Origin of the sequence: Pseudomonas chlororaphis subsp. chlororaphis (assembly GCF_003945765.1) — a bacterium.
Classification (GTDB): Bacteria; Pseudomonadota; Gammaproteobacteria; order Pseudomonadales; family Pseudomonadaceae; genus Aquipseudomonas; species Aquipseudomonas chlororaphis.
The window spans coordinates 6,001,801-6,015,970 of the sequence record NZ_CP027712.1 but is presented as its reverse complement, the minus strand read 5'-3'; the positions used below and the strand labels follow the sequence as shown (position 1 = coordinate 6,015,970).

General features: G+C 62.6%; 15 protein-coding genes. 13 read left to right on the top strand and 2 right to left on the bottom strand.

Annotated elements, in window-relative coordinates; genetic code table 11:
* The first annotated feature begins 108 nt into the window (after positions 1–108).
* The 13 genes from C4K27_RS27330 to C4K27_RS27270 all read left to right on the top strand — a co-directional run bounded on the left by C4K27_RS27330 (position 109) and on the right by C4K27_RS27270 (position 12,538).
* On the top strand, positions 109–1,374 hold the full coding sequence (locus C4K27_RS27330) for a glutamate-5-semialdehyde dehydrogenase (protein WP_053262799.1): 1,266 nt from the start codon (positions 109–111) through the stop codon (positions 1,372–1,374).
* The gene (gene nadD / locus C4K27_RS27325; protein WP_007927112.1) at positions 1,374–2,018 is read left to right on the top strand and encodes a nicotinate-nucleotide adenylyltransferase; all 645 of its coding nucleotides are present in this window, start codon (positions 1,374–1,376) and stop codon (positions 2,016–2,018) included. The genes C4K27_RS27330 and nadD overlap by 1 nt, the downstream gene beginning before the upstream one ends.
* A gap of 60 nt (positions 2,019–2,078) precedes the next feature.
* Positions 2,079–2,501, top strand: a complete 423-nt coding sequence (gene rsfS, locus C4K27_RS27320) for a ribosome silencing factor (protein WP_007927111.1) — start codon at positions 2,079–2,081, stop codon at positions 2,499–2,501.
* Positions 2,502–2,510: 9 nt separating this feature from the next.
* Entirely contained in the window at positions 2,511–2,978 is a 468-nt protein-coding gene (gene rlmH, locus C4K27_RS27315) for a 23S rRNA (pseudouridine(1915)-N(3))-methyltransferase RlmH (protein WP_003185785.1), read from the top strand.
* A 12-nt stretch (positions 2,979–2,990) separates the two neighbouring features.
* The gene (gene mrdA, locus C4K27_RS27310) at positions 2,991–4,886 is read left to right on the top strand and encodes a penicillin-binding protein 2 (RefSeq protein WP_007927109.1); all 1,896 of its coding nucleotides are present in this window, start codon (positions 2,991–2,993) and stop codon (positions 4,884–4,886) included.
* 31 nt (positions 4,887–4,917) lie between these two features.
* Entirely contained in the window at positions 4,918–6,021 is a 1,104-nt protein-coding gene (gene rodA / locus C4K27_RS27305; protein WP_051003959.1) for a rod shape-determining protein RodA, read from the top strand.
* A gap of 17 nt (positions 6,022–6,038) precedes the next feature.
* Positions 6,039–7,052: a lytic murein transglycosylase B gene (gene mltB / locus C4K27_RS27300; protein WP_009045789.1), complete on the top strand. Its 1,014-nt coding sequence runs from the start codon at positions 6,039–6,041 to the stop codon at positions 7,050–7,052.
* Positions 7,052–8,053 carry a septal ring lytic transglycosylase RlpA family protein gene (locus C4K27_RS27295; protein WP_053262798.1) on the top strand — a complete coding sequence of 334 codons (1,002 nt, stop codon included), beginning with the start codon at positions 7,052–7,054 and terminating at the stop codon, positions 8,051–8,053. Before mltB ends, C4K27_RS27295 begins: the two co-directional genes overlap by 1 nt.
* 185 nt (positions 8,054–8,238) lie before the next feature.
* Positions 8,239–9,396, top strand: coding sequence for a D-alanyl-D-alanine carboxypeptidase family protein (locus tag C4K27_RS27290; protein WP_007927104.1), 1,158 nt, complete (start codon positions 8,239–8,241; stop codon positions 9,394–9,396).
* 80 nt (positions 9,397–9,476) lie between these two features.
* Complete coding sequence (locus C4K27_RS27285) at positions 9,477–9,752, top strand: DUF493 domain-containing protein (protein WP_007927103.1); 276 nt, start codon at positions 9,477–9,479, stop codon at positions 9,750–9,752.
* The gene (lipB, locus tag C4K27_RS27280) at positions 9,752–10,399 is read left to right on the top strand and encodes a lipoyl(octanoyl) transferase LipB (protein ID WP_053262797.1); all 648 of its coding nucleotides are present in this window, start codon (positions 9,752–9,754) and stop codon (positions 10,397–10,399) included. The genes C4K27_RS27285 and lipB overlap by 1 nt, the downstream gene beginning before the upstream one ends.
* 1 nt (position 10,400) lies before the next feature.
* Positions 10,401–11,423 carry a lipoyl synthase gene (lipA, locus tag C4K27_RS27275; protein ID WP_007927101.1) on the top strand — a complete coding sequence of 341 codons (1,023 nt, stop codon included), beginning with the start codon at positions 10,401–10,403 and terminating at the stop codon, positions 11,421–11,423.
* A gap of 167 nt (positions 11,424–11,590) precedes the next feature.
* Entirely contained in the window at positions 11,591–12,538 is a 948-nt protein-coding gene (locus C4K27_RS27270) for a S66 peptidase family protein (protein WP_053262796.1), read from the top strand.
* A gap of 78 nt (positions 12,539–12,616) precedes the next feature.
* On the opposite strand, the gene C4K27_RS27265 is transcribed toward C4K27_RS27270, so the two are convergent.
* The gene (locus tag C4K27_RS27265) at positions 12,617–13,939 is read right to left on the bottom strand and encodes a lytic murein transglycosylase (RefSeq protein ID WP_007927094.1); all 1,323 of its coding nucleotides are present in this window, start codon (positions 13,937–13,939) and stop codon (positions 12,617–12,619) included.
* Between the two features lie 61 nt (positions 13,940–14,000).
* Positions 14,001–14,162: an alternative ribosome rescue factor ArfA gene (arfA, locus tag C4K27_RS27260; protein ID WP_007927093.1), complete on the bottom strand. Its 162-nt coding sequence runs from the start codon at positions 14,160–14,162 to the stop codon at positions 14,001–14,003.
* Positions 14,163–14,170 lie beyond the last annotated feature (8 nt).

Below are 14,170 nucleotides of genomic sequence, written 5' to 3'. Positions count from 1 at the left end.
GAGAGGTATTTGCCGTCCATTTCGACCATCCGCCCGTGACCGCTGTCCGTGGACCGGCGCGACAGCTATAATCAGCCGCTTTCCTCTTTGCCAAGACCACAGCAGACCATGACTGAGTCCGTTCTTGACTACATGACCCGTTTGGGTCGCGCTGCCCGCGAAGCCTCGCGGGTAATCGCCCGTGCCACTACTGCGCAGAAAAACCGCGCATTGCTGGCGGCTGCCGATGCATTGGACGCTGCTCGCCCCGAGCTGAGCGCCGCCAATGAGCAGGACCTGGCCAACGGCCGGGCCAATGGTCTGGAACCGGCATTGCTCGACCGTCTGGCGCTGACTCCGGTGCGTATCGACGAAATGATCGAAGGCCTGCGTCAGGTGGCCAAGCTGCCTGACCCCATCGGTGAAATCCGCGATATGCGCTACCTGCCTTCGGGCATCCAGGTCGGCAAGATGCGCGTGCCCCTGGGCGTGATCGGCATCATCTACGAGTCGCGCCCCAACGTGACCATCGATGCGGCCAGCCTGTGCCTCAAGTCCGGTAACGCCACCATCCTGCGTGGCGGCTCCGAGGCGATCAATTCCAACCGTGCCATCGCCACCTGCATCCAGCAAGGGCTGGCGGTGGCCGGCCTGCCGGCGCAAGTGGTGCAGGTGGTGGAAACCACCGACCGCGCGGCCGTTGGCGCGCTGATCACCATGCCCGAATTCGTCGACGTGATCGTGCCGCGTGGCGGCAAGAGCCTGATCGAGCGGGTCAGCCGCGACGCCAAGGTGCCGGTGATCAAGCACCTGGACGGCGTCTGCCATGTGTTCATCGACGTGGCGGCCGACCTGGACAAGGCGATTCGCATCGCCGACAACGCCAAGACCCAGCGCTACGCGCCCTGCAACACCATGGAGACCTTGCTGGTCCACGCCGGTATTGCCGAGCGCGTACTGCCGCCGCTGGCGGCGATCTATCGCGACAAACAGGTCGAGCTGCGCGGTTGCCCGCGTACCCGTGCCTTGCTGGGCGACGATGTGATCGAGGCCACCGAAGAAGACTGGAGTACCGAGTACACCGCGCCGATCCTGTCGATCCTGGTGGTCGACAGCCTGGACGCGGCCATCGAGCACATCAACATCTACGGTTCGCACCACACCGACGCCATCGTCACCGAGAACTTCACCGACGCCCGGCGTTTCCTCAACGAGGTGGACTCCAGCTCGGTGATGGTCAATGCCTCGACCCGGTTTGCCGACGGTTTCGAATATGGCCTGGGCGCGGAGATCGGTATTTCCACCGACAAGCTGCACGCCCGTGGTCCGGTCGGCCTGGAAGGGCTGACCAGCGAGAAATATGTCGTCTTCGGCGACGGCCATGTGCGCACTTGATGAGCAAACGTATCGGTCTGCTGGGCGGTACCTTCGACCCCGTGCACATCGGTCACCTGCGCAGTGCGCTGGAGGTGGCCGATTCGCTGGGGCTCGATGAGCTGCGCCTGACCCCCAGCGCGCGGCCGCCGCATCGCGATGCACCGCAGGTGTCGGCGCTGGACCGTCTGGCGATGGTCGAGTGTGCGGTGGCGGGCGTTTCACCCCTGGTGGTGGACGACCGTGAGCTGAAACGGGACAAGCCGTCCTACACCCTAGACACCCTGGAACAGATGCGGGCCGAGATGGCCGCGGATGACCAGTTGTTCCTGTTGCTGGGCTGGGACGCTTTTTGCGGCCTGCCTACCTGGCATCGCTGGGAAGAGTTGCTCCAGCATTGCCACATCCTGGTGCTGCAACGCCCGGATGCCGACAGCGAGCCGCCGGATGCATTGCGCAACCTGCTGGCGGCGCGCTCGGTGAGCGATCCCCTGGCCCTGCAAGGGCCCGGAGGACACATTGCATTCGTCTGGCAGACACCGCTCGCGGTGTCCGCCACCCAGATCCGTCAACTGCTGGCCAGCGGTAAGTCGGTACGTTTCCTGGTGCCTGATGCGGTCCTGGCCTATATCGATGCACACGGTCTTTACCGTGGGCCGAACTGAAGGCGCGCTGCCGGCTGATGCCGTGCAACGCGCCACACATACGAGCTGAACGAGTTTTATATGACTAACCAAGTAATGAAAGGCGAAGATCTGGTCAAGGTGGCAGTCGCCGCGCTGGAAGACGTCAAGGCCCAGGACGTCCTGGTGATCGATGTTCGCGAAAAGCAGAGCATCACCGACTACATGATCATCGCCACCGGTACTTCCAACCGCCAGATCGGCGCGATGCTGGAAAAGGTCCGCGAGATGGTCAAGGCCCAGGGCGTCAAGCCGCTGGGTGAAGAAGGCAAGGGCGACAGCGACTGGGTACTGCTGGACCTGGACGACGTGATCGTGCACATGATGACCGCCTCCGCGCGCCAGTTCTACGACCTGGAACGTCTGTGGCAGGGCGCCGAGCAGAGCCGTGCGGCCGATGGCAAGCACCACAGCCCGGAGCACACCCATGAGCACTTCACCAAGCTCAACAAAGACCAGCAATAAGGGACGGCTGTGCGCCTGCGTCTGATCGCTGTCGGTTCACGCATGCCCAAGTGGGTGGAAGAGGGTTGGCACGAGTATGCCAAGCGTCTGCCATCCGAGCTGGCGCTGGAACTGGTGGAAATACCGCTCAATACCCGTGGCAAGAACGCCGATGTGGCTCGTTTCATCCGTCAGGAAGGCGAGGCCATGCTGGCCAAGGTCGGCCCGAACGAGCGGATCGTCACCCTCGAGGTCCACGGCAAGCCCTGGAGCACCGAGCAACTGGCGGTGGAGCTGGATCGCTGGCGCCTCGACTCGCGTACCGTGAATTTCATGGTCGGCGGCCCTGAGGGGCTGGCGCCGGAAGTCTGCGCACGGGCGGATCAGCGCTGGTCGCTGTCGCCGCTGACCTTGCCACACCCGCTGGTACGGATCCTGATCGGTGAACAGCTGTATCGCGCCTGGACAGTCCTGTCCGGGCACCCTTATCACAAATAGCCCGCGCCCCTAATGTCCCAGCCGATCCGTATCAAGGACCACGAAAAAGACGCCCGTCTGGTGCGTGGCCGGGTCGTGTTCGGGGCTATTGCCGTGGTCTGCCTGATCGGGGTGCTGATCGCGCGGCTGTATTACCTGCAGGTGATCCAGTACGACTATCACTCGACCCTGTCGGAAAACAACCGGGTTCATGTCCAGCCGATTCCGCCGACCCGCGGCCTGATCTTCGACCGTAATGGCGTGGTGGTGGCCGACAACCGGCCGAGCTTCAGCCTGAGCATGACCCGCGAGCGTTCCGGCGACTGGCGCCAGGTGCTCGATGTCATTGTCGAGGTGCTGGAGCTGACGCCGGAAGACCGGGTCCTGTTCGAGAAACGCATGAAGCAGGGGCGTCGGCCGTTCGAGCCGGTGCCGATCCTGTTCGAGCTCAACGAAGAGCAGATCGCCCGGATCGCGGTCAACCAGTTCCGCCTGCCTGGGGTGGAAGTGGTGGCGCAGTTGGTTCGTCATTATCCCCAGGGTGCGCACTTCGCGCACTCGGTGGGCTACATGGGCCGGATCAACGAGAAAGAGCTGAAGACCCTGGACCCGGTGAACTACAGTGGCACCCACCACATCGGCAAGACCGGTATCGAGCGCTTCTACGAGCCCGAGCTGCACGGCCAGGTGGGTTACGAAGAGGTCGAGACCAATGCTCGCGGCCGCGTGTTGCGGGTGCTCAAGCGTACCGACCCGATTCCCGGCAAGGACATTGTCCTGAGCCTGGACATCAAGCTGCAGGAAGCCGCGGAGGCAGCATTGGGCGGCCGGCGTGGCGCGGTGGTCGCGCTGGACCCTCGCACCGGGGAAGTGCTGGCCATGGTCAGCCAGCCGAGCTTCGACCCGAACCTGTTCGTCACCGGCATCAGCTTCAAGGCCTATGCCGAGCTGCGCGACTCCATCGATCGTCCGCTGTTCAACCGGGTACTGCGCGGCTTGTATCCGCCAGGTTCGACCATCAAGCCGGCGGTGGCCATCGCCGGTCTTGATTCCGGGGTGGTGACGGCCTCCACGCGGGTCTATGACCCGGGCTACTACCAACTGCCTAACTACGATCACAAGTACCGTAACTGGAACCGCAGCGGTGACGGTTACGTCGACCTCGACACCGCGATCATGCGGTCCAACGACACCTACTTCTATGACCTGGCCCACAAGCTGGGGATCGATCGGTTGTCGGCCTACATGAACAAGTTCGGGATCGGCCAGAAGGTCTCGCTGGACATGTTCGAGGAGTCGCCGGGCCTGATGCCGTCGCGGGAATGGAAGCGTGCCACCCGTCGCCAGGCCTGGTTCCCGGGCGAGACGCTGATTCTCGGGATCGGCCAGGGTTACATGCAGTCCACCCCGTTGCAGCTGGCCCAGGCCACGGCGCTGGTGGCGAACAAGGGCAAATGGAACCGTCCGCACCTGGCCAAGACCATCGAGGGCGAAAAACCGGTGGACGAAAACCCGATGCCGGACATCATCCTGCGCGATCCGTCGGACTGGACGAAGGTCAATCACGGCATGCAGCAGGTGATGCACGGCGCCCGCGGTACGGCGCGCAAGGCGGCCATCGGCTCGCAATACCGGATCGCCGGCAAGAGTGGTACGGCCCAGGTGGTCGCGATCAAGCAGGGCGAGAAGTACGACCGCTCCAAGGTCCAGGAGCGCCATCGCGACCACGCCCTGTTCGTTGGCTTCGCGCCGGCGGAAAACCCGAAAATCGTGGTCTCGGTCATGGTCGAGAACGGCGAGTCCGGTTCCGGCGTGGCGGCCCCGGTGGTGCGCCAGGTGATGGACGCCTGGCTACTCGGTCCGGATGGCCTGCTCAAGCCTGAGTTTGCCGGCCCTATCAGTGCGGAGGCTACGGCCCGTGAAGAGTAATTTCGATCGCATCCTGTCCAGCGAGGATGTGATGCGTCGCCGGGCGACGTTGCTGCAGCGCATGCACATCGACGGCCCATTGCTGATCCTGCTGCTGACCCTGGCGGCCGGCAGCCTGTTCGTCCTGTATTCGGCCAGCGGCAAGAGCTGGGACCTGCTGGGCAAGCAGGCGACGTCGTTCGGCATCGGCCTGGTGTCGATGATCGTCATTGCCCAGCTCGAGCCCCGATTCATGGCGCGCTGGGTGCCGCTGGCCTATGTGTTCGGCGTGATACTGCTGGTGGTGGTGGATGTCATGGGCCACAACGCCATGGGCGCCACCCGCTGGATCAACATCCCCGGGGTGATTCGCTTCCAGCCCTCGGAATTCATGAAGATCATCATGCCGGCGACCATCGCCTGGTACCTGGCCAAGCGCACCTTGCCGCCGCAGCTCAAGCATGTGGGCATCAGCCTGGTCCTGATCGGTATTCCGTTCATTCTGATCGTGCGCCAGCCGGACCTCGGGACCTCGCTGCTGATTCTCGCCGGTGGCGCCTTCGTGCTGTTCATGGGCGGGCTGCGCTGGCGCTGGATTCTCAGCGTGCTGGCTGCCGCGGTACCGGTGGCGATCGCCATGTGGTTCTTCATCATGCACGACTACCAGAAGCAGCGGATCCTGACCTTCCTCGACCCGGAAAGCGATCCATTGGGCACTGGCTGGAACATCATTCAGTCCAAGGCGGCCATCGGCTCCGGCGGCGTCTTCGGCAAGGGCTGGCTGCTCGGCACCCAGTCCCACCTGGACTTTTTGCCCGAGAGCCACACCGACTTTATTATCGCGGTCATGGGCGAAGAGTTCGGCCTGGTGGGCATTTGCGCCCTGCTGCTGATCTATCTGCTGCTGATCGGTCGGGGGCTGGTGATCACCGCCCAGGCGCAGACGCTGTTCGGCAAATTGCTCGCCGGCGCCCTGACCATGACGTTTTTTGTTTACGTTTTCGTCAACATCGGTATGGTCAGTGGCCTGTTGCCGGTCGTGGGGGTGCCGTTGCCGTTCATTAGCTACGGAGGAACTTCGCTGGTGACGCTGCTGTCAGCGTTTGGGGTTTTGATGTCGATCCATACCCATCGTAAGTGGATCGCGCAGGTTTGAATAAGGTGAAGAATTCAATGCAAGTAATGCGTGGCTGGACTGCTCGGTATGCACCGTGGGTCGGTCTGGTAGGCATCCTTGGTGCGGCGCAGGAAGCGCTGGCCGGCGGCGAATACGAAGGTTCCCCCCAAGTAGCCGAATTCGTGGGCGAAATGACTCGCGACTATGGCTTCGCGGGCGAACAGCTGATGGGCGTGTTTCGCGAGGCCGAGCGCAAGCAGTCGATCCTTGACGCCATTTCCCGGCCCGCCGAGCGGGTCAAGCAGTGGAAAGAATATCGGCCGATGTTCATTACCGACGCGCGTATCGCCCGCGGTGTGGACTTCTGGCGCCAGCACGAAGCGGTACTGGCCCGTGCCGAGCAGGAATACGGCGTGCCGGCCCAGGTGATCGTGTCGATCATCGGCGTCGAAACCTTCTTCGGGCGCAACACCGGCAATTACCGGGTGATCGATGCCCTGTCGACTTTGGGCTTCGATTACCCGCCACGTGCCGAGTTCTTCCGCAAGGAATTGCGCGAATTCCTGCTGCTGGCCCGTGAAGAACAGGTCGACCCGCTGACCCTGAAGGGCTCCTACGCGGGTGCCATGGGCTTGCCGCAGTTCATGCCGAGCAGTTTTCGCGCCTATGCTGTGGACTTCGACGGTGATGGCCACATCAATATCTGGACCAATCCGGACGATGCCATCGGCAGCGTCGCCAGTTATTTCAAGCGTCACGGCTGGGAAGCCGGGCAGCCGGTGGTCAGCCGGGCTGAAGTGCGTGGCGATCAGGTCGACGAAGGCCTGACCACCGGTATCGAGCCGACGAAAACCGTCGGGGAGTTGCGGGCGCTGGGCTGGTCGAGTCATGATGCGCTGCGCGATGATATGCCGGTCACGGCTTTCCGCCTGGAAGGTGACAATGGCCCCGAATACTGGATGGGCCTGAAGAATTTCTACGCGATCACGCGTTATAACCGCAGCGTGATGTACGCCATGGCCGTACATCAGCTCTCTGAACAGCTGGTCCAAGCACGGGGCGTCAAGTAATGCTGGCATCGCCAAACCGCAAACCCCTGAAGCTGGTGGCTCTTGCCGCGTTGTCCTTGCTGGTGGTCAGTTGTTCGTCAACCCAGGCGCCGAAACAGAAAGGCCCGACGACGGCCATACGTGCGACGCCGGGCCTGGACATCAACCGCGCCCACAAAGACGGCGCGCCCTGGTGGGACGTCGATGTATCGCGCATCCCCGACGCCACGCCGACCCTGCACACCGGCCCGTATAAGGCCAACCCTTATACAGTGCTGGGCAAGACCTATTTCCCGATGGCCGAATCCAAGCGTTATGTCGCTTCGGGCACGGCTTCCTGGTACGGCACCAAGTTCCACGGGCAGAACACCGCCAATGGCGAGGTGTATGACCTGTATGGCATGAGTGCCGCGCACAAGACCCTGCCCTTGCCGAGTTATGTCCGGGTGACCAACCTGGATAACCACAAAAGCGTGATCCTGCGGGTCAACGACCGTGGGCCGTTCTATTCGGACCGGATCATCGATTTGTCCTACGCCGCGGCCAAGAAGCTCGGTTATGCCGAGATCGGCACCGCCCGGGTCAAGGTCGAGGGCATCGACCCGCAGGAATGGTGGGCCCAGCGCGGTCGGCCGGCACCCTTGATGCTCAATGAGCCGAAAGCCGCGCCAGTGATGACGGCGTCCACGGGGACCGTCGAGCAATGGACGCCACCTGCGCAGCAGCACGCCGCGGCCGTTGTGCCGGTGCAGTTGGATGCAAAAAAAAACGCTTCTGCGCAAGCCTCTGGCCAGTATCTGCAGGTGGGCGCCTTCGCCAACCCGGACGCTGCCGAGCTCCTGCGCTCGAAGCTGAGCGGGATGGTGAGCGCTCCGGTGTTCATCAGTTCGATCGTGCGCAATCAACAGACCCTGCACCGGGTGCGCCTGGGGCCGATCGGCTCGCCGGGTGAGATCCAGCAAGTGCAGAACAGTGTCCGGCTGGCCAATCTTGGGCAGCCGAGCCTGGTAACCGCCGAGTAATCGGACATTGATTCATGGTTCGCCTGCGGTATTTGGGGGGTGAACCCAGGTTGTTGGCTCGTCGTACAACAAAAACCCGGCAAGGGTCAGTGAGTGAACAACTGAACACGCGACAGCCCTTTAGAAGGCTGTCTGAATAGTTTTGTCCGCGAGGACAAGTTTCCATTAGCAATTTCGAGAGACGGATGAACATCACCACCTTTGCCAAACGCCTGTGTCTGCTTGTCCCGCTGATCATCACGCCTGCCGCCTGGGCGGTAGAAGTGATGCCGTCGCCACCGCAGCTGGCCGCCAAGTCCTATGTGCTCATGGATGCCAGCAGCGGTAACGTGCTGGTGGAGAACAACGGTGACCAGCGCCTGCCGCCAGCCAGCCTGACCAAGCTGATGACGGCCTACATCGCGACCCTGGAAATCCGTCGCGGCCAGATCGGCGAGAACGACCCGGTGACCGTCAGCGAGAACGCCTGGCGTACCGGCGGTTCGCGGATGTTCATCAAGGTCGGCTCGCAGGTCACTGTCAGCGACCTGTTGCACGGCATCATCATTCAGTCGGGTAACGACGCCAGCGTCGCGGTTGCCGAGCACATTGCCGGTAGCGAAGATGCCTTTGCCGACATGATGAACAAGACCGCCGGCGACCTGGGCATGAGCAACAGCCACTTCATGAACCCGACCGGCCTGCCGAACCCCGAGCACTACTCGTCGGCGCACGACATGGCGGTACTGGCTCGCGCCATCATTCACGAAGACCCGGCTCACTACGCGATCTACTCGCAGAAAGAGTTCTTCTGGAACGGCATCAAGCAACCTAACCGCAACCTGTTGCTGTGGCGCGACAAGACCGTCGACGGCCTGAAAACCGGTCACACCGACGAAGCCGGCTACTGCATGGTGTCCTCGGCCGTGCGTGACGGCATGCGCCTGATCGCCGTGGTGTTCGGTACCAACAGCGAGCAGGCTCGCGCGGCCGAAACCCAGAAGCTGCTGACCTACGGTTTCCGCTTCTTCGAAACCCAGACCTTCTACCAGAAGGGCACCGAGCTGGCTCAGGCCCCTGTCTGGAAAGGCACCACCTCCCAGATCAAGGCCGGCCTGGCCCAGGACCTGACCATGACCATGCCAAAAGGCCAGCTGAAAAAGCTCGCTGCCAGCATGACCATGAATCCACAATTGATCGCGCCTATCGCCAAGGGCGACGTGATCGGTAAAGTCGAAGTGAAACTGGACGACAAGGTGGTGCACAGCGCCGATCTGATCGCTCTGGACGCGGTCGACGAAGGTGGTATCTTCCGCCGCATGTGGGATAGCATCCGTCTATTCTTCTACGGCTTGTTCAACTGATATTGTCGACCCGCGCGGCCCTCGCTCTGAAATAGAGCGGGGGCCGCGTCCGTCGCCACGGCTTACGAGGCCGTTACGCCATGACAGACACCGAAGTAAAGGCGCCAAAGATCGAATTCCCCTGCGCGGATTACCCGATTAAGGTGATCGGCGACACCGGCGTGGGTTTCAAGGACAAGATCATCGCGATCCTTGAAAAACACGCGACCGTTGACCACAAGACCCTGGCCGAGCGCCAGAGCACCAACGGCAAGTACACGACCATCCAGCTGCACATCGTCGCCACCGGTCAAGAACAGCTGTACGACATCAACAGCGAGTTGCGGGCCACCGGCTTCGTGCACATGGTGCTGTGATGCCTCAAACGCTGGGCTTTCGCGAGCTCGGCCAGATGGCCTACGAGCCGGTCTGGCAGGCCATGCAACGCTTTACCAACGAACGCGGCACCGATACTCCCGATGAAGTCTGGCTGGTGCAGCATCCGCCGGTCTTTACCCAGGGCCAGGCGGGCAAGGCCGAACACCTGTTGCTTCCCGGGGATATCCCGGTGGTGCAGGTCGACCGGGGTGGCCAGGTGACCTATCACGGTCCTGGCCAACTGGTGGCTTATCTGCTGCTGGACGTGCGCCGCCTGGGTTTTGGCGTGCGCGACCTGGTCAGCCGGATGGAACAGTGCCTGGTCGAGCTGCTGGCCAGCTACGGCGTGGCCGCGGCGGCCAAGCCGGATGCCCCCGGCGTTTACGTCGATGGCGCGAAAATCGCCTCCCTGGGCCTGCGGATCCGCCATGGTTGTTCCTTTCATGGCCTGGCCTTGAACGTGGACATGGATCTGCAGCCGTTTCGACGGATTAACCCCTGTGGCTATGCCGGGCTGGCAATGACCCAGCTGAGCGACCACACAGGACCGATTGAATTTGCCGAGGTAAGTGCCCGGCTGCGTGCGCAGCTCGTCAAACACCTCGACTATGCTGAGCAGACGACCCTAACGGGCGGAATCGACTGATATGACTACTGCGCAAGACGCTGTGCAAACCCTGATCCCGACGCTGGATGTTTCCGAGCGCCCGGCCCGTGCGAAAGTTGAAACCGGCGTTAAATTGCGCGGTGCCGAGAAAGTCGCGCGTATCCCGGTGAAGATCATCCCGACCACCGAACTGCCGAAGAAACCGGACTGGATTCGCGTGCGTATTCCGGTTTCCCCGGAAGTCGACCGGATCAAGCAATTGCTGCGCAAGCACAAATTGCACAGCGTCTGCGAAGAAGCGTCCTGCCCGAACCTGGGTGAGTGCTTCTCCGGCGGTACCGCGACCTTCATGATCATGGGCGACATCTGCACCCGTCGCTGCCCGTTCTGCGACGTCGGTCACGGCCGTCCGAAGCCTCTGGACGTCGATGAGCCGATGAACCTGGCGGTGGCCATCGCCGACCTGCGCCTGAAGTACGTGGTGATCACTTCGGTGGACCGCGACGACCTGCGCGACGGCGGCGCCCAGCACTTTGCCGACTGCATCCGCGAAATCCGCAAGCTGTCGCCGAACGTGCAGCTGGAAACCCTGGTCCCGGACTACCGTGGCCGCATGGACGTAGCGCTGGAAATCACCGCTGCCGAGCCGCCGGATGTGTTCAACCACAACCTGGAAACCGTGCCGCGCCTGTACAAGGCCGCGCGCCCGGGTTCGGACTACCAGTGGTCGCTGACCCTGCTGCAGAAGTTCAAGCAGCTGGTGCCGCACGTACCGACCAAGTCCGGCCTGATGCTGGGCCTGGGCGAGACCGACGACGAAGTCATCGAGGTCATGAAGCGCATGCGCGAGCACGACATCGACATGCTGACCCTCGGCCAGTACCTGCAACCGTCCCGCAGCCACTTGCCGGTGCAGCGTTTCGTGCACCCGGATACCTTCGCCTGGTTCGCTGAGGAAGGTTACAAGATGGGCTTCAAGAACGTCGCCTCGGGCCCGCTGGTACGTTCCTCCTACCACGCCGACGAGCAGGCGAAGCTGGCCAAAGAAGGCCTGGTCTCCTGATGTAATACGCCCGCAAGGTCTTTTCCTTGCGGGCGTCATCTTCCGTTATGCCTGCGTCTCCCTCCTCCATAGACTTTTCCTGCAAGCGCCGTGGCGTTTCGGCACTTCTGTTTGCCCGCTTTCATGGCTACTGTGCACTAGAGAATCCACACAGGGAGAACCATTGGATGACCCTCCAACCGACTGACGTCCTTTGTGCGCAACGCCCAGTGCCCGCGCTGCCTTCGCAAGGGCTGATCGGCTTGATTGCACCCGCCGGGCCCGCAGCCCTGGATACCGAGCAAGCCGCCCGCTGGATGCGTGCTAGAGGTTATTCGCTGCGGATCTACCCCGGGGTCCAACAGAAGGACGGCTATCTGGCCGGTAGCGACGAGGTCCGCCTGAACGACCTGCACGCTGCTTTTGCCGATGACGATGTCGATACCATCCTGTGCCTGCGGGGTGGCTATGGCAGTCCGCGCTTGCTCGACCGGATCGATTACGACCTGCTACGCCGCCATGCCAAGCCGTTTGTCGGCTACAGCGACATCACCGCGTTGCATCTGGCCATCAATCGTCATGCGGGTTTCGTGACCTTTCACGGGCCGATGCTCAATGCCGACTTGTTGGGTGACAAACAGCCACCTACCGAGTCCTCGCTGTTCAGCCTGCTCCGGGGGCAGTTGAAGGCTGGCAGCCTGCTGCCGCATCCGGCGGCTTATCCCTTGACCACCGTCGAGCCTGGCATCGCTTGCGGTCAGTTGCTGGGAGGCAACCTGTCGTTGATCGCCGCGACCATGGGTACGCCATACGAGATCAATGGCGACGGCATCATTCTGTTTATCGAAGACATCAACGAGCCGCTGTACCGGATCGACCGTCTGCTGACGCACCTGCGCCTGGCGGGCAAGCTCGACAGGCTTCGCGGGGTGCTGGTGGGGGATGTGGCAGGAGTGGAGCCCCAGGCGCTTGCAGGGCTGCTCAAGCAGACCTTCGAACCCTTGTGCATTCCTGTTCTGGCTGGATGGCGCAGTGGCCACTGCGATCCGAACCTGACCCTGCCGATGGGGGCGATGGTCAGGCTGGATGCGGGGGAGAAGCAGTTGATCCTGGAGCAGGACGTGGTATTCGGCTGATCAGCCCGTGCTCGCTGCCCTTGTGGGAGCGAGCTTGCTCAACTATGGCGTCCCTACGATTCGGCGCACAGGCCTGGCTCAACGCGAGCGCAGGCTCTCCAGCAGCTTGTGGGTCGGATAGCCGTCGGCGGGCCAGCCCAGCGATTGTTGGGCGCTGCGAATCGCCTTGCGGGTATTGGCGCCGATAATGCCGTCCGGGTTGCCGGCATCGTAATTGTTGGCACTGAGCAGGCTCTGCAGCTCGATGCGCTCGGAGCGGCTGAGGGGCATGTCGTCCTTCGGCCAGACGCCGTTGATCAGGCCTGAACCGTTGAAGCGTTGTGACAGCAGGTTCACCGCCAGGGCATAGGACGAGGAGTTGTTGTACTTCAGAACGGCGCGGAAGTTGTCGAGGATCAGGAACGCCGGCCCGCGATAACCCGCCGGCAACAGCAAGGCTGCCGAAAGCTGTTCGGCGCCGGCCGGAACGCTGGCGCCGTTAGGCAGCTGCATGCCCAGGCGCAGCCATTCGGCTACCGGTTTGCGGATCGCGCCATCCGCCAGCGCATAGTCGAAGCCATTGGCCAGTTGCACTTCGAAACCCCATGGCTGGCCTTTCTGCCAGCCGGAGCTTTGCAGATAGTGCGCGGTCGAGGCCAGGGCGTCGGCCGGGCTGTTCCAGATGTCGCGGCGGCCATCGCCGTCGAAGTCCACGGCGTGGGTGTTGTAGGTGGTCGGGATGAACTGGGTCTGCCCCATCGCGCCGGCCCAGGAGCCGAGCATCTTCTCGGGCTGGATGTCACCGTGCTGGAGAATCTGCAGGGCGGCCAGCAGCTGGCTGTTGGCAAAGGCCGGACGGCGACCTTCGTAGGCCAGGGTCGCGAGGGAACGGATGACCGATTTGTTGCCCTGGAACTCACCGAAGTTGCTTTCCATACCCCAGACCGCCACCAGGGCCTGGCGATCGACGCCATAACGCTGTTCGATCTGCTGCAGGATGTCGGCGTACTGATTGAGCAGTGCCTGGCCCTTGCGCACGCGCAGCGGCGACAGGGCGCCGTCGAGGTATTCCCACACCGGCCGGGTGAATTCCGGCTGGCTGCGGTCGGCCTTGATCACGCCCATGTCGGGGGTGATGCCGGCGAATGCACGGTCGAAAAGATCGGCGCGGATCCCGGCGTTCAGGGCTTCGACACGGAAGCCTGCCTGCCATTGGGCAAAGGTCTGGGTTGGCTGGATGTCCAGGTTGTCGACGGCCAGTGGAGCGACGGTTGCAGGCGCGGCGAGAGGGGCGGCTTGAATGCTTTGGAGTGGCTGGGCATCGGCGGCGGTGGGTTTCTCCGCGCAGGCGACGAGCAGGGCAAGGCTGGAGGCAGCGATCAGTTGGCGCAGGTGCCAACGACGGGAAAGACAAAAGGGCATGCACAGGTCCAGAGAATACGAATCAGATACAGACCTTATCACGCCGGCGGGGTTCTCCGCTTTATGCAGCCAGAAAGTAAGAAGCCTCCCAGCTTTTAGACTGGAAGGCTTCGCGGCGGTAGCTGCCTTTGCCCTTGGCGGGTCGTTCCTGACGGCTGCGGAACAGTGGCTGGGCGATGATGGATTTGGCCTTGTTGGGGCCATGCTTGGATGGCTTGCTCATTTTCGGTT